The organism is Streptomyces sp. NPDC057877 (assembly GCF_042796855.1).
In the GTDB taxonomy this organism is placed as follows: Bacteria; Actinomycetota; Actinomycetes; order Streptomycetales; family Streptomycetaceae; genus Streptomyces.
Window position 1 is genome coordinate 13,670 of the sequence record NZ_JBHVMS010000013.1, and the last position, 21,474, is coordinate 35,143.

20 protein-coding genes are annotated in these 21,474 nt (G+C 72.2%); 13 read left to right on the plus strand and 7 right to left on the minus strand.

Annotation, left to right across the window (positions count from 1 at the left end; genetic code table 11):
* The first annotated feature begins 229 nt into the window (after positions 1-229).
* From ACFVQG_RS33305 to ACFVQG_RS33325, 5 genes are all read left to right on the plus strand, one after another.
* Positions 230-1,069, plus strand: a complete 840-nt coding sequence (locus ACFVQG_RS33305; protein ID WP_383390771.1) for a helix-turn-helix domain-containing protein — start codon at positions 230-232, stop codon at positions 1,067-1,069.
* 94 nt (positions 1,070-1,163) lie between these two features.
* Positions 1,164-2,648 carry a 30S ribosomal protein S12 methylthiotransferase RimO gene (gene rimO, locus ACFVQG_RS33310; RefSeq protein WP_383390774.1) on the plus strand — a complete coding sequence of 495 codons (1,485 nt, stop codon included), beginning with the start codon at positions 1,164-1,166 and terminating at the stop codon, positions 2,646-2,648.
* Positions 2,645-3,466, plus strand: a complete 822-nt coding sequence (gene pgsA / locus ACFVQG_RS33315) for a CDP-diacylglycerol--glycerol-3-phosphate 3-phosphatidyltransferase (RefSeq protein WP_383390777.1) — start codon at positions 2,645-2,647, stop codon at positions 3,464-3,466. Before rimO ends, pgsA begins: the two co-directional genes overlap by 4 nt.
* Entirely contained in the window at positions 3,463-4,008 is a 546-nt protein-coding gene (locus tag ACFVQG_RS33320; protein ID WP_383390779.1) for a CinA family protein, read from the plus strand. The genes pgsA and ACFVQG_RS33320 overlap by 4 nt, the downstream gene beginning before the upstream one ends.
* A gap of 109 nt (positions 4,009-4,117) precedes the next feature.
* The gene (locus ACFVQG_RS33325; protein ID WP_003993396.1) at positions 4,118-4,498 is read left to right on the plus strand and encodes a helix-turn-helix domain-containing protein; all 381 of its coding nucleotides are present in this window, start codon (positions 4,118-4,120) and stop codon (positions 4,496-4,498) included.
* Positions 4,499-5,138: 640 nt separating this feature from the next.
* Here the strand turns inward: ACFVQG_RS33325 and ACFVQG_RS33330 are convergent.
* The 3 genes from ACFVQG_RS33330 to ACFVQG_RS33340 all read right to left on the minus strand — a co-directional run bounded on the left by ACFVQG_RS33330 (position 5,139) and on the right by ACFVQG_RS33340 (position 12,062).
* Positions 5,139-6,044: an SDR family NAD(P)-dependent oxidoreductase gene (locus ACFVQG_RS33330; protein ID WP_383390781.1), complete on the minus strand. Its 906-nt coding sequence runs from the start codon at positions 6,042-6,044 to the stop codon at positions 5,139-5,141.
* A 32-nt stretch (positions 6,045-6,076) separates the two neighbouring features.
* Positions 6,077-6,934 carry an Fpg/Nei family DNA glycosylase gene (locus tag ACFVQG_RS33335; protein WP_383390784.1) on the minus strand — a complete coding sequence of 286 codons (858 nt, stop codon included), beginning with the start codon at positions 6,932-6,934 and terminating at the stop codon, positions 6,077-6,079.
* Positions 6,935-7,112: 178 nt separating this feature from the next.
* Positions 7,113-12,062 (minus strand): ATP-dependent helicase, encoded by a 4,950-nt coding sequence (locus ACFVQG_RS33340; RefSeq protein ID WP_383390786.1) that lies wholly within the window; start codon positions 12,060-12,062, stop codon positions 7,113-7,115.
* 133 nt (positions 12,063-12,195) lie between these two features.
* Here ACFVQG_RS33340 and ACFVQG_RS33345 point away from each other — a divergent pair, with 133 nt between their 5' ends.
* The 3 genes from ACFVQG_RS33345 to ACFVQG_RS33355 are packed head-to-tail and all read left to right on the plus strand — an operon-like array spanning position 12,196 to position 14,263.
* Positions 12,196-13,248: an AraC family transcriptional regulator gene (locus ACFVQG_RS33345; RefSeq protein ID WP_383390788.1), complete on the plus strand. Its 1,053-nt coding sequence runs from the start codon at positions 12,196-12,198 to the stop codon at positions 13,246-13,248.
* Entirely contained in the window at positions 13,242-13,958 is a 717-nt protein-coding gene (locus ACFVQG_RS33350; RefSeq protein ID WP_383390791.1) for an AzlC family ABC transporter permease, read from the plus strand. Before ACFVQG_RS33345 ends, ACFVQG_RS33350 begins: the two co-directional genes overlap by 7 nt.
* Positions 13,955-14,263: an AzlD domain-containing protein gene (locus ACFVQG_RS33355; RefSeq protein ID WP_383390793.1), complete on the plus strand. Its 309-nt coding sequence runs from the start codon at positions 13,955-13,957 to the stop codon at positions 14,261-14,263. The genes ACFVQG_RS33350 and ACFVQG_RS33355 overlap by 4 nt, the downstream gene beginning before the upstream one ends.
* Before the next feature lie 6 nt (positions 14,264-14,269).
* On the opposite strand, the gene ACFVQG_RS33360 is transcribed toward ACFVQG_RS33355, so the two are convergent.
* Complete coding sequence (locus ACFVQG_RS33360) at positions 14,270-15,214, minus strand: hypothetical protein (protein WP_383390796.1); 945 nt, start codon at positions 15,212-15,214, stop codon at positions 14,270-14,272.
* Positions 15,215-15,291: 77 nt separating this feature from the next.
* On the opposite strand from ACFVQG_RS33360, the gene ACFVQG_RS33365 reads away from it, so the two are divergent.
* The 5 genes from ACFVQG_RS33365 (at position 15,292) to ACFVQG_RS33385 (ending at position 20,315) form a co-directional block, all read left to right on the plus strand.
* Positions 15,292-15,486 carry a DUF3046 domain-containing protein gene (locus ACFVQG_RS33365; protein WP_383390798.1) on the plus strand — a complete coding sequence of 65 codons (195 nt, stop codon included), beginning with the start codon at positions 15,292-15,294 and terminating at the stop codon, positions 15,484-15,486.
* Positions 15,487-15,545: 59 nt separating this feature from the next.
* The gene (locus tag ACFVQG_RS33370; protein ID WP_383390801.1) at positions 15,546-16,793 is read left to right on the plus strand and encodes an AI-2E family transporter; all 1,248 of its coding nucleotides are present in this window, start codon (positions 15,546-15,548) and stop codon (positions 16,791-16,793) included.
* Positions 16,794-17,104: 311 nt separating this feature from the next.
* Positions 17,105-18,235 carry a recombinase RecA gene (recA, locus tag ACFVQG_RS33375; protein ID WP_383390803.1) on the plus strand — a complete coding sequence of 377 codons (1,131 nt, stop codon included), beginning with the start codon at positions 17,105-17,107 and terminating at the stop codon, positions 18,233-18,235.
* Positions 18,236-18,238: 3 nt separating this feature from the next.
* Positions 18,239-18,991: a recombination regulator RecX gene (gene recX, locus ACFVQG_RS33380; protein ID WP_383390804.1), complete on the plus strand. Its 753-nt coding sequence runs from the start codon at positions 18,239-18,241 to the stop codon at positions 18,989-18,991.
* A 364-nt stretch (positions 18,992-19,355) separates the two neighbouring features.
* The gene (locus ACFVQG_RS33385; RefSeq protein ID WP_383390806.1) at positions 19,356-20,315 is read left to right on the plus strand and encodes a sugar ABC transporter substrate-binding protein; all 960 of its coding nucleotides are present in this window, start codon (positions 19,356-19,358) and stop codon (positions 20,313-20,315) included.
* A gap of 15 nt (positions 20,316-20,330) precedes the next feature.
* Here the strand turns inward: ACFVQG_RS33385 and ACFVQG_RS33390 are convergent, their stop codons facing one another.
* From ACFVQG_RS33390 to ACFVQG_RS33400, 3 genes are all read right to left on the minus strand, one after another.
* The gene (locus ACFVQG_RS33390; protein ID WP_383390809.1) at positions 20,331-20,732 is read right to left on the minus strand and encodes a rhodanese-like domain-containing protein; all 402 of its coding nucleotides are present in this window, start codon (positions 20,730-20,732) and stop codon (positions 20,331-20,333) included.
* Entirely contained in the window at positions 20,729-21,268 is a 540-nt protein-coding gene (locus ACFVQG_RS33395; RefSeq protein ID WP_383390811.1) for a cysteine dioxygenase, read from the minus strand. Before ACFVQG_RS33395 ends, ACFVQG_RS33390 begins: the two co-directional genes overlap by 4 nt.
* A gap of 67 nt (positions 21,269-21,335) precedes the next feature.
* The gene (locus tag ACFVQG_RS33400) at positions 21,336-21,422 is read right to left on the minus strand and encodes a putative leader peptide (RefSeq protein WP_313960178.1); all 87 of its coding nucleotides are present in this window, start codon (positions 21,420-21,422) and stop codon (positions 21,336-21,338) included.
* Positions 21,423-21,474 lie beyond the last annotated feature (52 nt).

The following is a 21,474-nucleotide window of genomic DNA, read 5'->3' on the forward strand; positions in this document are numbered from 1 at the left end:
TGGGGTTTCGGCCGGATGCGGGATCGTGACTCACCCGTAAGGGATCAGTGAGCAACCGTTTCCCTGTGACGCACGTCAAGTTGAGGGAAGCGAAACGCATCTCACGCACCATCGGCATGACCGGCCATTCCGATGGCGTACAAAGTCCCTCCGCCCGGTTGCCCCACCCTTTCGCACCCCCCCTAGACTGAACCTCCAGCAGGTGGCTACACGCTCGAAAGGCGCCCCCGTGTCCATCGGCAACTCCCCTGAAGACGAGCGTCCATTCGAAGACGTTTCCGACGAGGCCCGCCCCTCCGTCGGCCGAGCCCTGCAGCAGGCACGCATCGCCGCCGGGCTGACCGTCGACGACGTCAGTACCGCCACCCGGGTCCGTATCGCCATCGTGCACGCGATCGAGGCCGACGACTTCGCCCCCTGCGGCGGGGACGTCTACGCCCGCGGTCACATCCGGACCCTCGCCAAGGCCGTCCACCTCGACCCGGCCCCGCTGATCTCCCAGTACGACTCCGAGCACGGCGGGCGCCCCGCTCCCACCCCGGCCGCACCCCTGTTCGAGGCGGAGCGCATCCGCCCCGAGCGGCGGGGGCCCAACTGGACCGCGGCCATGGTCGCCGCGATCGTCGCCGTCGTCGGCTTCGTCGCGTTCACCGCGTTCAAGGGCGAGTCCGAGGGCGGCGCGGGACAGCAGGTCGCCGAGGGCGGCGCGCCCGAGGCGTCCACGTCGCCGTCGCCGAGCGCCGCGACCAAGAAGCCCGCCGACCCCAAGCCCGATCCGACCGAGAGCGCCATCGCCGCCGCGCCCCGCGACAAGGTCACCGTCCAGGTCGCCGCGGTCGACGGCCGCAGCTGGATCTCGGCCAAGGACCACAACGGCCGACTCCTCTTCGACGGTCTGCTGGAACAGGGCGATTCCAAGACCTTCCAGGACAGCTCCAAGATCAACCTCGTCCTCGGCGACGCCGGGATGATCCAGCTGCACGTCAACGGCAAGAAGATCGAGGACGATTTCCAGCCGGGGGCCGTGGAGCGGCTGACGTACACGAAGGGTGACCCGCAGGCGGGCTAGCGGGATGCGCCCGGAACGCGGGGCTGGAGGTGTCCGTGGACGCGTCCAGCCCCGTCGACGTGGGCTGTCAGTCGGACAAAGTAGTCTTGAGCCCATGCCTGAACGCCGTACCGTCGCACTGGTCACCCTTGGCTGCGCCCGTAACGAGGTGGACTCGGAGGAGCTGGCAGGCCGTTTGGAGGCGGACGGCTGGCAGCTCGTCGAGGACGCCGAGGACGCGGACGTCGCCGTCGTCAACACCTGCGGATTCGTCGAGGCCGCCAAGAAGGACTCCGTCGACGCCCTCCTGGAGGCCAACGACCTCAAGGGACACGGCAGAACCCAGGCCGTCGTGGCGGTGGGCTGCATGGCCGAGCGGTACGGCAAGGAACTCGCCGAGGCCCTCCCCGAGGCCGACGGCGTGCTCGGCTTCGACGACTACGCCGACATCTCCGACCGGCTCCAGACCATCCTGAGCGGTGGCGTCCACGCCGCGCACACCCCGCGCGACCGGCGCAAGCTGCTGCCGATCAGCCCCGCGCAGCGGCAGGAGTCCGCGGCCGAGGTCGCGCTCCCCGGGCACGGCCCGCTCGACCTCCCGGAAGGCCTCGCCCCGGCCTCCGGCCCGCGCGCGCCGCTGCGCCGCCGACTGGACGGCTCGCCCGTCGCCTCGGTGAAGCTCGCCTCCGGCTGCGACCGGCGCTGCACCTTCTGCGCCATCCCCTCCTTCCGCGGCTCCTTCATCTCCCGCCGCCCGAGCGACGTACTGAACGAGACCCGCTGGCTGGCCGAGCAGGGCGTCAAGGAGATCATGCTGGTCTCCGAGAACAACACCTCCTACGGCAAGGACCTGGGCGACATCCGCCTGCTGGAGTCGCTGCTGCCGGAACTGGCGGAGGTCGACGGCATCGAGCGGGTGCGGGTGAGCTACCTGCAGCCCGCGGAGATGCGGCCCGGCCTGATCGACGTACTGACCTCCACCCCGAAGGTCGCCCCCTACTTCGACCTGTCCTTCCAGCACTCCGCTCCGGACGTGCTGCGCGCGATGCGCCGCTTCGGTGACACCGACCGCTTCCTGGAGCTGCTGGACACCATCCGCGGCAAGGCGCCCCAAGCCGGGGTGCGCTCCAACTTCATCGTCGGCTTCCCCGGCGAGAGCGAGGCCGACCTCGCCGAGCTGGAGCGGTTCCTGAACGGCGCGCGGCTGGACGCGATCGGTGTCTTCGGCTACTCCGACGAGGAAGGCACGGAAGCCGCCACCTACGACAACAAGCTCGACCCGGACGTGGTCGCCGAGCGGCTCGCCCACATCTCCCGGCTGGCCGAGGAACTGGTCTCCCAGCGGGCCGAGGAGCGCCTCGGGGAGACGGTGCGGGTGCTCGTGGAGTCGGTGGACGCCGAGGAGGGCGTCTACGGCCGTGCGGCGCACCAGGCGCCCGAGACGGACGGGCAGGTGCTGCTCACGAGCGGCACGGGGCTGCGGGTCGGCCGCATGGTCGACGCGAAGGTGGTCGGTACCGAGGGTGTCGACCTGGTGGCCGAGCCCTTGCAGGGCGCGCTCGTCGGCGGGCCCGACGGCACTGAGGAGGCGGGGAGATGACCGGAGTACCGGCGTCCGCCGCGGGTGGCTCCTCCCGGGCGCAGTCCGTCGGCGGATCGCCGAAACCCAGGGGGACGTCGACGCCGAGGGAGGCTTCCGGGGCCGCCGAGCCGACCGCCGCTTCCGGTGAGCCGGGGGCGCAGGAGGTGCGCGCCTCGCAGGAGCCGCCGGAGAACCAGGACGACGGTCGTCCCGCGCGGGGCGGCAAGCTGGCGGCTGCGGCCGTCAACCAGGCCAGCGTCTGGAATGTCGCCAACCTCCTGACCATGCTCAGGCTGCTGCTCGTCCCCGGCTTCATCGCGCTGATGCTGGCCGACGGCGGCTACGACCCGGCCTGGCGGTCGCTCGCGTGGGCGGCCTTCGCCATCGCCATGATCACCGACCTGTTCGACGGCCATCTCGCGCGGACGTACGACCTCGTCACCGACTTCGGGAAGATCGCCGACCCCATCGCCGACAAGGCGATCATGGGGGCGGCGCTGATCTGTCTGTCCGCGCTGGGCGATCTGCCGTGGTGGGTGACGGTGGTGATCCTCGGGCGGGAACTCGGGATCACGCTCCTGCGTTTTCTGGTCATTCGGTACGGCGTCATCCCGGCGAGCCGGGGCGGCAAGCTCAAGACCCTCACCCAGGGCGTGGCCGTGGGGATGTACGTGCTGGCACTGACGGGGTGGCTGGCGACACTGAGGTTCTGGGTGATGGCCGCGGCGGTCGTCCTGACGGTGGTGACCGGGCTGGACTATGTGAGACAGGCCATTGTGCTGCGCAGGCGGGGAATCGCCGAGCGCAAGGCCGCGTTGGAGGAGACGGAAGGGTGAGTTCCACGGCCGCCGACGTCGTGCGACTACTCAGCGTGAGGGGCGAGACGGTCGCCGTCGCCGAGTCGCTGACCGGTGGACTGGTGGCCGCGGAGATCACGGCGGTCCCGGGGGCGTCCAAGGCGCTGCGGGGATCGATCACGGCGTACGCCACCGCGCTCAAGCATGAGCTGCTCGGCGTCGACGCCACCCTGCTGGCGCAGCGCGGAGCGGTGGATGCGCAGGTCGCGGTACAGATGGCGGCGGGAGCCCGGAGGGTCCTCGGCGCTGACTGGGGCATAGCGACCACCGGTGTCGCCGGTCCGGAACCGCAGGACGGGCAGCCCGTGGGGACGGTCTTCGTCGCCGTGGACGGGCCCTTCGGACCCGGTTCCGGTTCCGCCCCTGGCGGAAAAGTGCGGGCGCTGCGGTTGAACGGCGACCGGGCGGAAATTCGTAGAGAGAGTGTACGGAGCGTACTCACCCTGCTCCTCCAGGAGCTTGCGGGCGAACAGACCGGGAATGAGCGGGCACAGGATACGGAACAGAACGGGGGGTTTTGATGTTTGCAGCCCTGAGTGAACACGACATCGCTCCCCGCACGGCCGCGGCGCGAGGCGGTACGGTGGGGCGTGAAGGATGCGGCTACGCGGTCCGAGGAGGGAGCCACCGATGATTCTGCTCCGTCGCCTGCTGGGTGACGTGCTGCGTCGGCAGCGCCAACGCCAGGGCCGTACTCTGCGCGAAGTCTCCTCGTCCGCCCGAGTCTCACTCGGCTATCTCTCCGAGGTGGAGCGGGGGCAGAAGGAGGCTTCCTCCGAACTGCTCTCCGCCATCTGCGACGCGCTGGACGTACGGATGTCCGAACTGATGCGGGAAGTGAGCGACGAACTCGCCCTCGCCGAGCTGGCCCAGTCCGCTGCGGCCACCCCGAGCGAGCCCGTGCCCACGCCGGTTCGTCCGATGCTGGGCTCCGTCTCGGTGACCGGTGTGCCACCGGAACGGGTGACCATCAAGGCGCCGGCGGAAGCGGTGGACGTGGTCGCCGCGTGATGAGGGTGCGGTCCGGACGCCGATGAGCGGCTGACCGACCAAGACTGTGAGGCCCCGGCCAGGGGTCCCTCCGGGAAGATCCGGAGGGGCGTGGTCGGGGTTTTCGCGTTGGTGGGGGCGGTGGACTCGGTTCGCCTTGGTCCGTTTGCCGGTTCGGGGGGTTGCGGTCATCGTTGAGTGACTGATCGGTCGGCCGAGGGAGGCGAAGACCGTTTCCCTGGCGCTGCGGGGTGCCCTCGTCGATCTCGCGGCCAGTGGTGAGCGGTGCGCGCGATGCCCGCGGTGCGCCTTTGTGCCGCTGATGCGCCCTCCCGGTCGGTGAGGTGCCTCTCTAGCGTCGTCCTGGCGGGCGGGGAGGGCTTACTGGCATCGGGCTGGAGGTGACGGGCCATGGTCGGGCGGATAGCGCGCTGGGGGGCCGTCGCGGGGCTCGGGGCGGTGTGGTGGTGGGCCGTGGTGCGGCTGGTGGTGGCCCCGGATGCCGGGCTGGTGGAGGGGGCGGTGGCGGCCGGGGGGTGGGGGCTGAGCCTGTTGCCCGTGCACTGTGTGGCCAAGGCGCGGGCCGAGGGAGCCGTGGGTGGGCGGCGGTGGATGGTCGCGTGGCGGGGGGACGCGGGCGGCGGTCGGGAGTCCTCCGGGGTCACCACGGCATGGCCACTCCGCCGTTCGGGCGGAGGATCTGGCCCGTCGTGAAGGCGGACGCGTCGGACGCCAGGTGCAGGACGGTGTGGGCGACGTCGTCCGGTTCGCCGACCCGGCCTAGGGGGGACCTGCGGGCCATGAGGGCCTCGGTGCGCTGCTCGGCCTCGCTGTCGGGGTGCTCCGTCATGGGGGTGCGGATCCAGCCCGGCGCGACGGCGTTCACGCGTATGCCGTACCGGCCGACCTCGGTCGCGAGCGTCTTGGTCAGCTGGACGACCGCCGCCTTGGCCGCGCCGTAGCAGAGCAGGCCCGGGCCGCCGGTGTCGACGGCGCCGGAGGCCATGGTGACGATGCTGCCGCCGCTCTGCTGGGCCAGCATCTTGCGGGCCGCCTCCTGGCAGGCGTGGAGGGCGCCCTTGAAGTTGACGTCCAGCACTCGGTCCAGGTCCTCGTCGCGGGTCTCCAAGACCGGGCTGCGGTGCATGATCCCGGCGATCGCGGCCATGACGTCGAGCCGCTCGCACGAGCCCACGGCCTCCCGGAGGCGGTCGTGGTCGGTGACGTCCAGGTGGTGCGGGTGTGCCGTGCCGCCCAGTGCCTTGATGCGGGTCGCCGTCTCGTGCAGGCCCTGGGCGTCCCGGTCCGCGCAGTGCACGGTCGCTCCGGCCCGGGCGAGCAGCACCGCCGAGGCGCGGCCGATGCCGCTGGCGGCGCCGGTGACGAAGGCGGTGCGGCCGGTGAGGTCGTAGGCCCTGAGGGGGGCGGGTCCTGGGGCGGAGGGCCCTGGGGTGAAGCGCTTCGGAGTCAAGTGCTTCGGAGTGGAACGCTTCGGAGTGGGGTGCTTCGGGGTGGGGTGCTTCGGGGTGGGGTGCTTCGGGGTGGGGTCGTGCGGCTGGGCGGCCATGCGGGGAAGGTACGGGCGTTTCTGACGGGTCGTCAATTGGGTGGGCGGATCCCGCGGGACGGCTGGCGGGCTCGGCGTGCCTGCGGGGTGCCGGGGGCCGGTGCGGGGCCGGGCTGGCAGGTGGGGCACCAGTAGGTGGGGCGCTCCCGGGAGCCGTCGCCCTGGTCGGCGACGCGGACCGGGGTCCCGCAGCGCAGGCAGGGGCGGAAGGCGCGGCCGTAGACGAACAGGTCCTGGCCACGGCGGCCCGTGGTGGTGCGGACGGGACGGTCCCGGTTGGCCTCCAGGAGCTTCTTGGCGAGGGTGACGAGCTGGGCGGCCCGGTCGGCGGGGACGTCCTCGACGGGGAGCCAGGGCGTGACGCCCAGCAGGAAGCACAGCTCGCTCTTGTAGACGTTGCCGATGCCCGCGAGATTGCGCTGGTCCAGGAGGGCCTCGCCGAGGGGGCGCGCGGGGTCCGCCAGGAGGTTGGTGAGGGCCCGGTCGGGGTCCCAGTCGGGGCCCAGGAGGTCGGGGCCGAGATGGCCCACGGCGCGGTGTTCGTCGGTGGTGCGGAGGAGTTCGAGGACGGGGAGGCGGTAGCCGACGGCCGTGCGGTCAGCGGTGCCGAGGATGGCGCGAATCTGGTGGGCGGGGCCGCCCGTCCAGCGCTGGCCGGGGGTGAACACCTTCCAGGAGCCGTCCATCCGCAGGTGCGAGTGCAGGGTCAGACCGCCCTCGACGCGGGTGAGCAGGTGCTTTCCGCGCGGGGTGACGTCCAGGACGGCGCGGCCCGTGAGGTCGGCGGTGGCGTACTTGGGGACCCGCAGGTCGGAGCGGGTCAGCGTCCTGCCCGCGAGCGCGCCGTGCAGCCGCCTCGCGGCCTGCCAGACCGTGTCTCCTTCGGGCATGGGTCCAGGGTGACACGACCGGGGCCGGTCGGGGTCGGGGATGGTGCCGGGGCCCGTCGGGGTCGGGGGTGGGGCGTGGGGCGGGAGCGGGTCGGGGGTCGGGCCGGGGCCCGTCGGGGTCGGGGGTGGGGCCGGGGGCGGGAGCGGGTCGGGGATGGGATGGGATGGGGTTCGGCGGTCAGGCTCTCAGGCGGAGGCCGCGCGGGGTGGCGATGAAACCCGCTCCTTCCAGGAGGGTGCCGATGGGGGAGGTCAGGGCCGGGTTGCCGTTGACGCGCTCGACCGTGACCGTGCCGAGGGAGCCCGCGCGGGCGGCTGCGGCGAGGGCCTCCGCGGCGTCGCGCAGGCGGGTGTCGTCGGCGGGCGGGCCGTCCGGGGCGGCGGGCCAGGCCAGCAGGGACTTGCCGCCGCGCTCCATGTAGAGGGCCAGCTCACCGTCGACGAGGACCACCAGCGAGCCCGCCTTGCGGCCCGGCTTGTGGCCCGCGCCCTCCGGTGGCTCGGGCCAGGGCAGTGCGGCGCCGTAGGCGTTGGCCGGGTCGGCGGCGGCCAGGACGACCGCGCGGGAAGCGGCGGACGCGCGGCTGCGGCGGGCGTCGTACGGGGTGCGGGTGCCGTGTTGCCAGGGCGGGGGAGCTTGCGGGGGGAGGTCGCGGGGGGAGACGTAGTCGCCTGGGGAGGGGTGTGCGGACGGAGAGTCGTAGCCGTAGCCGCTGTTGTTGTCGGGGGAGGGGGCGAAGGGGTCGGGTTCGCCGAAGTCGTGGGTGGAGTAGGGGTCCCCGTCGGCTTCGGTATCGGCTCCGGTGCTCAGGAAGGTGCCCGGGTGCCTGGCCGCGTCCGTGGGGAAGCCGTCGCCGAAGTCGGGGACGGATGGTGGGGCGGCTCCCCGGTCGCGGGCGTTGGCGACCGCGCGGAGGCGGTCCACCGCGCCGTCCATCGCGAACTGGGCGGCGCCCAGGCCCTCCACCACATAGCCGCGCCGGGCCTGGCCGGTCTCCTCGAAGGCGGACAGGATGCGGTACGTCGCCGAGAAGCCGCCCTCGACGCCCTCCGCGGCGACGGCTCCCCGGGTGACGACGCCGTGCCGGTCGAGGAGGGTGCGGGCCAGGGCGTGGGCGCGCACGGTGGTGTCGGGTTCCCGGGCGGGCAGCAGGGACCAGCGTCCGGCGACGGTCGGCGGGCCGCTGCGGGACGCCGTGCGGGCGGCGGCCGTCAGGGAGCCGTAACGCCCGCGCGGGACCGTGCGCTTGGCGCGGTGGGCCGTGGAGCCCGCGGTGCGGCCGGAGCCGAGCAGGGAGCGCATGGGGGTGAGCGTGTCGTTGGTGAGCCGTCCGGACCAGGCCAGGTCCCACAGGACGTCGGCCAGTTGGGGGTCGGTGGCGTCGGGGTGGGTGGTGGCGCGCACCTGGTCGGCGATCTGGCGGAAGAACAGGCCGTAGCCGCCGGAGAGGGCGTCCAGGACGGACTGGTGGAGCGCGGTCAGCTCCAGGGGGTGCGGTGGCGGCAGGAGCAGCGGGGCCGCGTCCGCCACGTAGAGGGAGACCCAGCCGTCCTTGCCGGGGAGGGCGCCCGCTCCGGCCCAGACGATCTCCCCGGACGCGGTGAGTTCGTCGAGCATCGCCGGGGTGTAGTTCATGACGCGGGACGGCAGGACGAGCTTCTCCAGGGCGGAGGCGGGCACGGACGCGCCCTGCAACTGTTCGACGGCGCGCACCAAGCCGTCGATGCCGCGCAGGCTGTGCCCCTTGCCGATGTGCTGCCACTGGGGGAGGAACTGGGCGAGCGCCGGGGGCGGCACCGGCTCGAGTTCATGCCGCAGCGCGGCCAGGGAACGGCGTCGCAGTCGGCGCAGTACCGTCGCGTCGCACCACTCCTGGCCGATGCCCGCCGGGTGGAACTCGCCCTGTACGACCCTGCCGCTCGCGGCCAGGCGTTGGAGGGCGCCTTCGGTGACCGCGACGCCCAGGCCGAAACGGGCGGCGGCGGTGGCCGAGGTGAAGGGGCCGTGGGTGCGGGCGTGGCGCGCGAGGAGGTCGCCGAGCGGGTCCTTCACCGGCTCGGTGAAGGCCTCCGGGACGCCGACCGGCAGGGCGGTGCCGAGGGCGTCGCGCAGGCGGCCCGCGTCCTCGACGGCCGCCCAGTGGTCGGCACCCCCGATCCGGACGCGGATGGCGCGGCGGGCCCCGGCCAGCTCCCCGGCCCACTGCGGTTCGGCGCCGCGCTCGGCCAGCTCGGCGTCGGTGAGCGGGCCCAGCAGTCGCAGCAGGTCCGCGACGCCCTCGACGTCCTTGACGCGGCGGTCCTCGGTGAGCCACTGGAGTTCGCGCTCCAGCTCGGTCAACACTTCGGCGTCGAGCAGTTCGCGCAGCTCCGCCTGGCCGAGCAGCTCGGCCAGCAGCCGGGAGTCCAGCGACAGCGCGGCGGCGCGGCGCTCGGCGAGCGGGGAGTCACCCTCGTACAGGAACTGCGCGACGTATCCGAAGAGGAGGGAGCGGGCGAAGGGGGAGGGCTCGGGGGTGGTGACCTCGACCAGGCGGACCTTGCGGGACTCCAGGTCGCCCATCAGCTCGACGAGGCCGGGGACGTCGAAGACGTCCTGGAGACACTCGCGGACCGCCTCCAGGACGATCGGGAACGAGCCGAACTCGCCCGCCACCTGCAGCAGTTGGGAGGCGCGCTGGCGCTGCTGCCACAACGGGGTGCGCTTGCCCGGGTTGCGGCGCGGCAGCAGCAGCGCGCGGGCGGCGCACTCCCGGAACCGGGACGCGAACAGGGCCGAGCCGCCCACCTGGTCGGTGACGACCTGGTCGACCTCGCCCTTGTCGAAGACGACGTCCGCCGCGCCGACCGGGGCCTGCTCGGCGTCGTACTCCGTGCCCGCCTTCACGGGCTCCTGGTCGAGCAGGTCCAGGCTCAGCAGGTCGGCGTCCGGGAGGCGCAGCACGATGCCGTCGTCGGCGTGCATGACCTGCGCGTCCATGCCGTACCGCTCGGAGAGGCGGGCGCCCAGTGCGAGCGCCCACGGGGCGTGCACCTGGGCGCCGAAGGGGGAGTGCACGACCACCCGCCAGTCGCCCAGCTCGTCGCGGAAGCGCTCGACGACGATGGTGCGGTCGTCCGGGACGTGGCCGCAGGCCTCGCGCTGTTCGTCCAGGTAGGACAGGACGTTGTCGGCGGCCCAGGCGTCCAGGCCCGCGGCGAGCAGCCGGAGGCGGGCGTCCTCCTTGGTGAGTGAGCCGACCTCGCGCAGGAACGCGCCCACCGCGCGGCCCAGCTCCAGCGGGCGGCCCAGTTGGTCGCCCTTCCAGAAGGGCAGCCTGCCCGGCACGCCCGGCGCCGGGGAGACCAGGACCCGGTCGCGCGTGATGTCCTCGATGCGCCAGGAGCTGGTGCCCAGGGTGAAGACGTCACCCACGCGGGACTCGTAGACCATCTCCTCGTCGAGTTCGCCGACGCGGCCGCCGCCCTTCTTGGGGTCGGCTCCGGCGAGGAAGACACCGAAGAGGCCGCGGTCCGGGATGGTGCCGCCCGAGGTGACGGCGAGGCGCTGGGCGCCTGGGCGGCCGGTGATGGTGCCCGTCACCCGGTCCCACACCACACGCGGGCGTAGCTCAGCGAACGCGTCGGACGGATAGCGGCCCGCGAGCATGTCCAGGACCGCGGTGAAGGCGGATTCGGGCAGGGAGGCGAAGGGGGCGGCTCGGCGGGCCATGGCCAGCAGGTCGTCGAAGTGCCAGGTGTCCATGGCGGTCATGGCCACGAGCTGCTGGGCCAGGACGTCCAGCGGGTTGGCCGGGATCCGCAGGGACTCGATGGCACCGGTGCGCATGCGTTCGGTGACCACCGCCGACTGGACCAGGTCGCCGCGGTACTTCGGGAAGACCACGCCGGTGGAGACCGCGCCGACCTGGTGGCCCGCGCGGCCGACCCGCTGCAGGCCGGAGGCCACGGAGGGCGGGGACTCCACCTGGACGACCAGGTCCACGGCGCCCATGTCGATGCCCAGCTCCAGGCTGGAGGTGGCGACCACGGCGGGGAGGCGGCCCGCCTTGAGGTCCTCCTCGACGAGGGCGCGCTGTTCCTTGGAGACCGAGCCGTGGTGGGCGCGGGCGATGACGGCCGGGGCGCCCTGGGCGGCCCCGGAGCCGCCCATGAGTTCGGCGGGGGCGTGGTGCTCGTCCAGGGTCTCGCCGGTGGCGCGTTCGTAGGCGATTTCGTTGAGCCGGTTGCAGAGGCGCTCCGCGAGGCGGCGGGAGTTGGCGAAGACGATCGTGGAGCGGTGGGACTGGACGAGGTCGGTGATGCGCTCCTCGACGTGCGGCCAGATCGACGGGCGCTCGGCGCCCTCGGAGCCGTCGGCCACCGGGGAACCGCCCAGCTCGCCGAGGTCCTCCACCGGGACGACGACCGACAGGTCGAACTCCTTGCCCGACTTCGGCTGGACGATCTCCACCCTGCGCTGCGGGGAGAGGAAACGGGCCACCTCGTCGACGGGGCGGACCGTGGCCGACAGGCCGATGCGGCGGGCCGGTTTCGGCAGGAGTTCGTCGAGGCGCTCCAGGGAGAGGGCGAGATGGGCGCCGCGCTTGGTGCCCGCCACCGCGTGGACCTCGTCGAGGATCACCGTCTCGATGCCGGTCAGCGCGTCGCGGGTGGCCGACGTCAGCATCAGGAAGAGGGACTCGGGGGTGGTGATGAGGATGTCCGGTGGGCGGGTGGCCAGGGCGCGGCGCTCGGCGGCGGGGGTGTCGCCGGAGCGGATGCCGACCTTCACCTCGGGCTCGGGCAGGCCCAGGCGCACGGACTCCTGGCGGATGCCGGTCAGGGGGCTGCGGAGGTTGCGCTCGACGTCGACGGCGAGGGCCTTCAGCGGGGAGACGTACAGGACCCGGCAGCGCTTCCTGGGGTCGGCGGGCGGGGGCGTGGAGGCGAGCTGGTCCAGGGCGGCGAGGAAGGCGGCGAGGGTCTTGCCTGAGCCGGTCGGCGCGACCACCAGGACGTCGGAACCCTCGCTGATGGCCTGCCACGCGCCCGCCTGGGCCGCGGTGGGCGCGGAGAAGGCGCCCGTGAACCAACCGCGGGTCGCTCGGGAGAAGCCGTCCAGGGCTCGGTGTGCGTCGCTGACCATGCGTCCATCCTGCACCTCGGCACTGACATTCGGGCTGAGCTGGGGATATGTCGGTCGGGGGCGCCGGGGCGGGGTCGGGACCGCACGACGGCCGCGGGTCGTCGTGTCTCCCCGTTGGTTGAGAATGGGACTTATGGATGGATCTCGTGAGCGGGCGCGGCACTGGCGGTATGAGGAGCTGCCCGGTGTCGATCTGCTGCGGGCCCGGTATGTGCGCAAGACGTTCGTGCGCCATACGCACGAGCACTTCGTGATCGCCGCCGTCGTGGACGGGGTGGAGGTCTTTCACCACGGTGGCGGTGACCAGTACGCCGGGGCCGGTGCGCTGGCCCTGGTCAACCCCGATACTCCGCACACCGGGCGGGCCGGGGTGCCGGAGGGTTGGCGGTACGGGGCGGTCTACCCGTCCCCGGAGGTGGTGGCCGAGATAGCCGCCGAGACGACCCTTTCACGAGGGACGCCCGGGTTTGTGCGGCCTGTGCTGGATGACCCCTACACCGTGGGAGTCGTGCACCAGGTGCTGCGCGCCGCCGAGGAAGGCAACGCGCTGGCCGCCGACACCCTGCTGCGGGTCGCCGTGACGCGGCTGCTGCGGCGGAACGGCGGGACCCCGCCCCGGCGGGACGTGCGGACGGCGGGGGCGCGGAACGCGGCGCGGGCCCGGGAGATCCTGGAGGCGCGGATGGCCGCGCCGCCGAGTCTCGAGCGGTTGGCCGGGGAGCTGGGGACCAGCCCGTTCGCCTTGCTGCGGGCCTTTCGGGACGTCTACGGCATGCCTCCGCACGCCTGGCTGACCAACGCCCGCGTCGAGCGGGCCCGGCGGCTGCTGGAGGCGGGGACGTCGCCGGTGGAGGCCGCCGCGGCGGTGGGGTTCACGGATCAGCCGCATCTGAACCGGCACTTCAGCCGGATCGTGGGGGTGCCTCCGGGCGCCTATCAGCGGGAACGTATGGCCGTACGCGGTCAGCGGGAGCGCGGGAACGCACGGGATCAGCGGGAGCACGGGAACGCACAGGATCAGCGGGAGCACGGGAACGCACAAGATCAGCGGGAGCACGAGAGCGGACAAGACCGGCGGAAGGACGAGCGCGGACCAGATCTGCGGGAGCGCAGAAACGTACGACGGGAGCGCAAGAACGTACAAGACGCTTCGTCGGGGCCGCCGCTACCGTCCGGCGGGTGGTAGATCAGACGGTAGTTGCGGATACGGGGGAGAGGGACTCCGCCGTCGTGCGGGACGCCCTCGGCGTCGGCGTCGCGGTGGGGCTGTCCGGGTTCGCCTTCGGGGTGACCTCCGCGGGCAGTGGGCTCACGGTGTGGCAGACCTGTGCGCTGAGTCTGCTGGTGTTCACCGGCGCGTCTCAGTTCGCGCTGGTGGGGGCGCTCGCGGGGGGCGGCAATCCGTTCACGGCCGCGGCGGGGGCCTTCTTCCTGGGGGTGCGCAACGCGTTCTACGGGCTGCGCCTGTCGCAGGTGCTGGCGCTGCCCCGCGCGGTGCGGCCGTTCGCCGCCCAGTGGGTGATCGATGAGACGGCCGCCGTCGCGTTGGCGCAGCGCACCCGGCGTGGTGCGCGGATCGGGTTCACCGTCACGGGGCTGAGCCTCTATGTGCTGTGGAACCTCACCACGCTGCTGGGTGCGCTGGGCGCCGAGGCCATCGGGGACACGGACGCGTGGGGACTCGACGCGGCCGGGCCCGCGGTGTTCCTGGCGCTGTTGGCGCCGATGCTCAAGAGCGGGGCCGAGCGGGCCGTCGCGGGGCTCGCCGTCGTGCTGGGGCTGGGGTTGCTGCCGGTGCTGCCCGCCGGGGTGCCGGTGCTGGTGGCCGCGCTCGCGGCGCCGGTCGTCTTGTGGGCGCGGGGGCGTCGGGGGCATGGGGACGGTGAGGATCGTTGAACGTGTGGATCGCGGTGGGTGTGACCGCCGTCGGGTGTTACGCCGTCAAGCTAGGCGGGCTGCTCATTCCGGCGGGTGCGTTGGAGAAGCCGCTGGTCAGGCGGCTTGCCGCGCTGCTGCCCGTGGCCCTGCTCGCGGCCCTCACGGCGCAGCAGACCTTCGCCGACGGGCGGACGCTGGTGCTGGACGCGCGGGCGGCGGGGCTCGCCGCGGCCGCCGTGGCGCTGGTGCTGCGTGCTCCCTTCCTGCTGGTCGTCGCGGCGGCCGTGGTGGTGACCGCGGGGGTGCGGGCCCTGGGCTGGTGAGGCGGGTCAGCCGATGGTGCGGCCGTGTGCCCTCAGGGTGCGCAGTGCCGCGATCGTCACCATGGGACGTGCCTCCAGGGCCGTGCCCGGAGCCCACTGGCGCCACCGGACCGGCCAGCCGCCGTCCTCCTCCTGGGCGCCGAAGAGGAAGTCAAGGGAGCGCGCCATCTCGTCGTCGGTGAACCACGCGCGCGCGAGGGAGTGCGGAGTGCTCGCGTAGTCGTGCGGGAAGTGGTGCTCGCGCGGGGCGTAGCCGGGCGCTACGGGGTACGCCTCCAGGTCGTCCGGGTCGAGGACCGCGAGGCGGTGTTCGCGGACCAGGCGGCCCAGGCGGTCGGCGGCGGCCTCCGCGCGCGGGCGGTCGGACGCGGAGTCGAGGAAGGCGACGGCGGCCTCGATCTCGTAGGGGTGGGACCGCTCCAGGGACTCGACGGCCTGCCAGCAGAAGTCCGTGGCGCGGAACAGCCAGGCGTGCCACACCTCGTTGCGGTGCAGCAGGCCGACCACCGGACCGGTGGCGAGCAGTTCACCGCGCGGGTTGTCGACGACCGGGACGAAAGGGGCCGCCGGATAGCCGCGCTGGCTGGGTTCGACGGCCGGGAGCGCGCCCTCGGGGGTGGACACCGAGGTCAGATAGCGGCACACGCGTTCCACACGCTGTCCGGCGCAGCGCCCGATGGCGTCCAGGACGCGCAGCGCGTGCGCCGTGTGCAGCGGCTGGCTGACGGGGCCGCGCAGATCGGGCTCCAGGGCGTGGCCGTAGCCGCCGTCGTCGTTGCGGTAGGCGTCCAGCGCGGTCTCCACGGGGTCCGCGCCGCCGTTCAGGAAGTGGTGGGTGAACAGACGCTGCTCCAGCACCCGTGCGGTGAGCCAGACGAAGTGCTCGGCGCGGAAGATCGGGGAGCGCGCCGGAGACGTCGGGGGGAGTGGGAATGCTCCTGTTGCGGCCATGGAGCGACCGTAGGGGCTCGGGCGGCCCCGGCAAGGGGTCCCGGCCGGGCCCCACTCAGGGGCGGGATACTGGGGGCATGCGGTTGACGGTCTTCTGGGAGCGGATGGCGGAGCACTTCGGTGCGGGGTACGCCGACACCTTCGCGCGCGATCATGTGATGTCGGAGCTGGGCGGGCGCACGGTGAACGAGGCGCTCAACGCTGGCTGGGAGGCGAAGGACGTGTGGCGGGCGGTGTGCACCGTCATGAACGTGCCACAAGAAAAGCGCTGACCCGTCACGAAGATCGCGGCACGGCCCCGATCACCGGCGGCGTGGGCGAGACTTGCTCCGTGGCATCCACAGACGAGACCGCGCAGGCCGACCAATCCGACTCCCCGACGGCGTCCGTCCGGCCGCGTGCCGACGGCGTCGCCGCGCCTGGCGCGCGCATGCCGCGCTGGCTGCCGCGCGCGATGGTGCTGGCGTTGGCGCTCGTCGCCCTGTTCCAGTTCGGCAGCTGGGCCTTCCACCAGCTCACCGGTCTGTTGATCAACGTACTCATCGCGTTCTTCCTGGCCCTGGCCATCGAGCCCGCGGTGAGCTGGATGGCCTTGCGCGGCATGCGCCGCGGGCTCGCGACCTTCCTGGTCTTCCTCGGCCTGGTCATCGCGGTCGCCGGGTTCATCACCCTGCTCGGGTCGATGCTCGCCGGTCAGATCATCAAGATGATCGAGGGGTTCCCGGAGTACCTCGACTCCGTCATCAACTGGGTCAACACCACGTTCAACACCGAGCTGAGACGGGTCGACATCCAGGAGGGCCTGCTGCACTCCGACTGGCTCCGGAAGTACGTCCAGAACAGCGCCACCGGCGTCCTGGACGTCTCCGCGCAGGTGCTGGGCGGTCTGTTCCAGTTGCTGACGGTCGCGCTGTTCTCGTTCTACTTCGCCGCGGACGGGCCACGGCTGCGGCGCGCGCTGTGCTCGGTGCTGCCGCCCGCCCGGCAGGCCGAGGTGCTGCGCGCGTGGGAGATCGCCGTCGACAAGACCGGCGGCTATCTGTACTCGCGCGGGCTGATGGCGCTGATCTCCGGTATCTCGCACTACATACTGCTGGCGGCCCTGGGCATCCCCTACGCGCCGGTGCTCGCCGTCTGGGTCGGTCTGGTCTCCCAGTTCATCCCGACCATCGGCACGTATCTGGCGGGCGCCCTGCCGATGCTGATCGCCTTCACCGTGGATCCCTGGTACGCGCTGTGGGTGCTGGTCTTCGTGGTGATCTACCAGCAGTTCGAGAACTACGTGCTGCAGCCCAAGCTCACGTCGAGGACCGTGGACATCCATCCTGCGGTCGCCTTCGGCTCGGTCGTCGCGGGCACCGCGCTGCTCGGCGCGGTCGGCGCCCTGATCGCCATCCCGGCGGTCGCCACGCTCCAGGCGTTCCTCGGGGCCTATGTGAAGCGGTACGACGTGACGGACGACCCCCGGGTCCATGGACACCGGCGACGCGTGCCGGGTCCCGGCATGGTCACCCGCGCGCGTCGACTGTGGGCCCCGCGGGGCCCGGCACCCGAGTCGGAGGAGCGGACGACTGCCTGAGCGACGGTTGTGGGCGGGCGGTCGCGGGGGTCGTTGGCTCGGGGCTGGTGCGGGTCTGGCTGGTGCGTGGCGTGGGTCCGGGAGTGGCGCCCGGCGCGGGCCCGAGTGGCGCGTGGTGCGCTTGACACGAAAATCGAACATCCATTCTTATGGAGGCTCCGGCGGGGTTCCCGAAGGGGATTGCGTCCCGTTAAGTAGCGGGATGTCCCGAAGTTATCCACAGGCCGGACCCGCGTCGGGGCGCATTGTCAGTGGCAGGCGTTAGCGTCTTTGACGTGAAGCGATCGACTCAAGCAAACCGGGTGGAACCCATGGCAGGTACCGACCGCGAGAAGGCGCTCGACGCCGCGCTCGCACAGATTGAACGGCAATTCGGCAAGGGCGCGGTCATGCGCATGGGCGAGCGGTCGAAGGAGCCCATCGAGGTCATCCCGACCGGTTCGACCGCCCTCGACGTGGCCCTCGGCGTCGGCGGCCTGCCGCGCGGCCGTGTCGTGGAGATCTACGGACCGGAATCCTCCGGTAAGACGACCCTGACCCTGCACGCGGTGGCCAACGCGCAGAAGGCCGGTGGCCAGGTCGCGTTCGTGGACGCGGAGCACGCCCTCGACCCCGAGTACGCGAAGAAGCTCGGCGTCGACATCGACAACCTGATCCTCTCCCAGCCCGACAACGGCGAGCAGGCGCTGGAGATCGTGGACATGCTGGTCCGCTCCGGCGCGCTCGACCTCATCGTCATCGACTCCGTCGCCGCGCTCGTCCCGCGCGCCGAGATCGAGGGCGAGATGGGCGACTCGCACGTGGGTCTCCAGGCCCGCCTGATGAGCCAGGCGCTCCGAAAGATCACCAGCGCGCTCAACCAGTCCAAGACCACCGCGATCTTCATCAACCAGCTCCGCGAGAAGATCGGTGTGATGTTCGGCTCGCCGGAGACCACGACCGGTGGCCGGGCGCTGAAGTTCTACGCCTCGGTGCGTATCGACATCCGGCGCATCGAGACCCTGAAGGACGGCACGGACGCGGTCGGCAACCGCACCCGCTGCAAGGTCGTCAAGAACAAGGTCGCGCCGCCCTTCAAGCAGGCCGAGTTCGACATCCTCTACGGCCACGGCATCAGCCGCGAGGGCGGCCTGATCGACATGGGCGTGGAGCACGGCTTCGTCCGCAAGGCCGGTGCCTGGTACACGTACGAGGGCGACCAGCTCGGCCAGGGCAAGGAGAACGCGCGCAACTTCCTCAAGGACAACCCCGACCTGGCCAACGAGATCGAGAAGAAGATCAAGGAGAAGCTGGGCGTCGGTGTGCGGCCGGAGGAGCCCGCCGCCGAACCGGGCGCGGACGCCGCGGTCACCACCGCCACGGGCGACGCCGCCGCCAAGTCGGCCCCGGCTCCGGCGACCGCCAAGGCCACCAAGACCAAGGCCGCCGCAGCCAAGAGCTGACCCGTGACACGACGAACCGACTGGGCCGAGTACGAGCACGCGGCCTCCGGTGCCCCACGGGGGAGGGGCATCGAAGGCGGTCCCGGCGGCCTGGCGTACGGGGACGACGGATCCGGAGACGGCGCGCCTTCCGGCAGGGACGCCGGTGACGGGGCGCGTGGGGTCCGCAGGCGCCGTAAGCGTGGCTTCGGCGAGGCGGACGCGGAAGATGGGGGCCCCTCCTTCTTGTCGAGGGCCGAGAAGGAGGGATCCTCAGGGGACCCGGCGGAGCGGGCACGGGCGATCTGCCTGCGCCTGCTCACCGGGACCCCGCGCACGCGCAAGCAACTCGCCGACGCGCTGCGCAAGCGGGAGATTCCGGACGAGGTCGCCGAGGAGGTGCTGTCGCGGTTCGAGGAGGTCGGGCTGATCAACGACGGCGCGTTCGCGGACGCCTGGGTGGAGTCCCGGCACCACGGCCGGGGTCTGGCCCGGCGCGCGCTCGCCCGGGAGCTGCGCACCAAGGGCGTCGACTCCACGCTGATCGACGAGGCCGTCTCCCAGCTCGACTCCGAGCAGGAGGAGACGACCGCCCGCGAACTCGTCGCCCGCAAGCTGCGCGCCACCCGAGGGCTCGACCGCGACAAGCGCATCCGCCGCCTCGCCGGGATGCTCGCGCGCAAGGGCTACTCCGAGGGCATGGCCCTGCGGGTGGTGCGGCAGGCCTTGGAGGAGGAGGGGCAGGACACGGAGTTCCTCGACGACGAGGGGTACTGAGACGGGGCCCTTGTGGCAGGTCCTGGGGATGCGCCGTCCTTGGGACGAGCCCTTGTGGCAGGTCCTGGGGATGCGCCGTCCTTGGGACGAGCCCTTGTGGTAAGTCCTGGAGACGCGCCGTCCTTGAGACGAGCCCTTGTGGCAGGTCTTGCAGACGCGCCGTCCTTGAGACGAGCCCATGAGGTAAGTCCTGGAGACACGCCGCCTCGCCCCTGAGACGAGCCCAGACGGACCAGCCGAGCCCTCCAGCCGAGCCCCCCGCTGTCGCGCAGGCTTAGTGTGCGCGCCGGGAAGGGCTCGAGTGGTTTGGGGCGGGGTTAGCTTCGGCCGGTCCATTCGTACGGCTCGAAAGGCGGCCTGCCCCGTGTCCCTGCCTGCCCGCGCACGAAGATCCCTGCTCGTCTCGTTGGCCGGTACCGGCCTGCTGCTCAACGCCTGTGGGTTCCAGCCCGGTGCCGACGACTCCGACGACGGTCCTCTCAGGCTCGGCTTCGTCAACGGCGGCAGCACCCAGTTCCACACCTGCCTCCAGCGGTCGGTCGAGATCACGACCAGGAACAACTTCGCGAGGATCGTCACGGCCAACTCCGAGCAGGACGCCGAGAAGGAACTGGCCAACGTCGAGGACATGATCGCGCGGGACGTGGACGCGATCATCCTGCAGACCGTCAGCACCGCCTCCCTCCAGCGCGCGATCGCCAAGGCGCACAGCGCCGGTATCCCCGTCTTCCTGACCTCCATCAGCACCGACCCCGACGACATCCTGGGCGCCGTGGTCGTCGATCTGAGGACGGTGGGGAAGCTGGACGCCGACTGGATCACCGACGACGCCGCGGGCCGGGACGTGGAGGTCGGCATCATCGCGGGAGCGCCGGGCGCCGCCTCCGATCTGCTGGTCAGCGGGTTCAAGCAGGCGTTGGCGGAGAACGCCCGCGTGGTGGCGAACCAGCCCGGCATGTTCGACCCCGGCAAAGCGCGCGGCGTGGCCCGGAACATGATCGAGACCCATCCCGGACTGGACTACGCGTTCGTCGCCAACGAGGAGATGGCCTTCGCCGCCCGCGAGTCCTTCGACGAGGCCGGAGCCACCGGGGTGAAGATCGTGACGATCAACGGCACCGACGAGGCCCTCGCCGCGCTCAAGGACGGGCGCTTCTCCGCGACGGTCTCCAACTCCCCCGCCGACACGGGAGAGTTGGCGGTCACCAACACCATCGCCCTGCTGCGCGACTGGCGCGCGGAGAAGATCGCCAAGACGCCGATCCGGCTGCTCACCGAGGGCAACGCCGACACGGCCCCGCTGTACTGCCCGGACGAACTCTGACCGGCCTCCCCACGCCTACCGCGACACCGGCAACCCCGCCGCCCGCCACGCCTGGAACCCCCCGACCAGATCGGTCGCCCGGCGCAGTCCCAGCCGATGCAGGGATTCCGCCGCCAGGCTGGAGGCGTAGCCCTCGTCGCAGATCACGACGACACACAGGTCATGACTCGTGGCCTCGGGGACACGGTGGGTGCCCCGGGGATCGAGGCGCCACTCCAGCTCGTTGCGCTCCACGACCAGCGCCCCGGGAATCAGCCCGTCCCGCTCGCGCAGGGCCGCGTACCGGATGTCCACCAGCAGCGCCTCGCCGCTTCGGTGGGCCTCGTACGCGTCGAGCGGTTCGATGCGGTCGTATCCGGCGCGTACCCGCTCCAGCAACTCGTCGATGGAGACCGCCTGTTCGTGCGTGCCGCTCACTGCCAGTCCTCCGGGCGCTCGACCTGCTCCAGGCGCAGGATCGGCCCGCTGCGGCTGTAGCGGCGGATCCGTGGCAGCGGTGGGTAGTAGGCGTGGACGGAGACGGCGTGCTCCTCGGGGGAGGCGTTGAGGACCTCGTGCACATGGTGGCGGCCGAAGGAGCGGCCCTGCCCGGCGGCGAGGTGGCGTTCCCGGTCGACGCCTTCGGTGAGTTCGAGGGTCTGCCAGCCGTCGGTGGGCAGCCGTGCGGCGAGCGAGTTCTCCCTGAGCGCACCGGCGGCGGTCGTGAAGGCGCCGATGGAGTCGGCGTGGTCGTGCCAGCCGGTGCCGCTGCCGGGCGGCCAGCCGATCAGCCAGGCCTCGCTGCCGCCCGGGCCGTTCAGCCGTACCCAGGTGCGGCCTTCGGGGTCGAGCGGGAGCGAGGAGATCAACTCGGCGTCGGCGGCGGTGTGCCGTACGAAGTCGAGGAGGTCCGCCTGGGTGGGTGGCGCGGCGGAAGGGGAAGCAGACGTGGAGACAGCGGGCTGGGCAGACATGGGTACCGTCCTGGGTGTTCGCAAGGAGACGCGCGGCATCGCGGCGGCGCGGTGGAGGAGTGCGAGTTCAGCAGGACGGACGACACACGCAGCCCGCGTAGCGGACCAGGTCCATATGGACCCTCCGCCACAGGCGCACACAGGTGTCGGTCATGATCCGGAGTACAGCACGAGGGCGCCCCCCGGTCAACTCCGCGTCAACACGC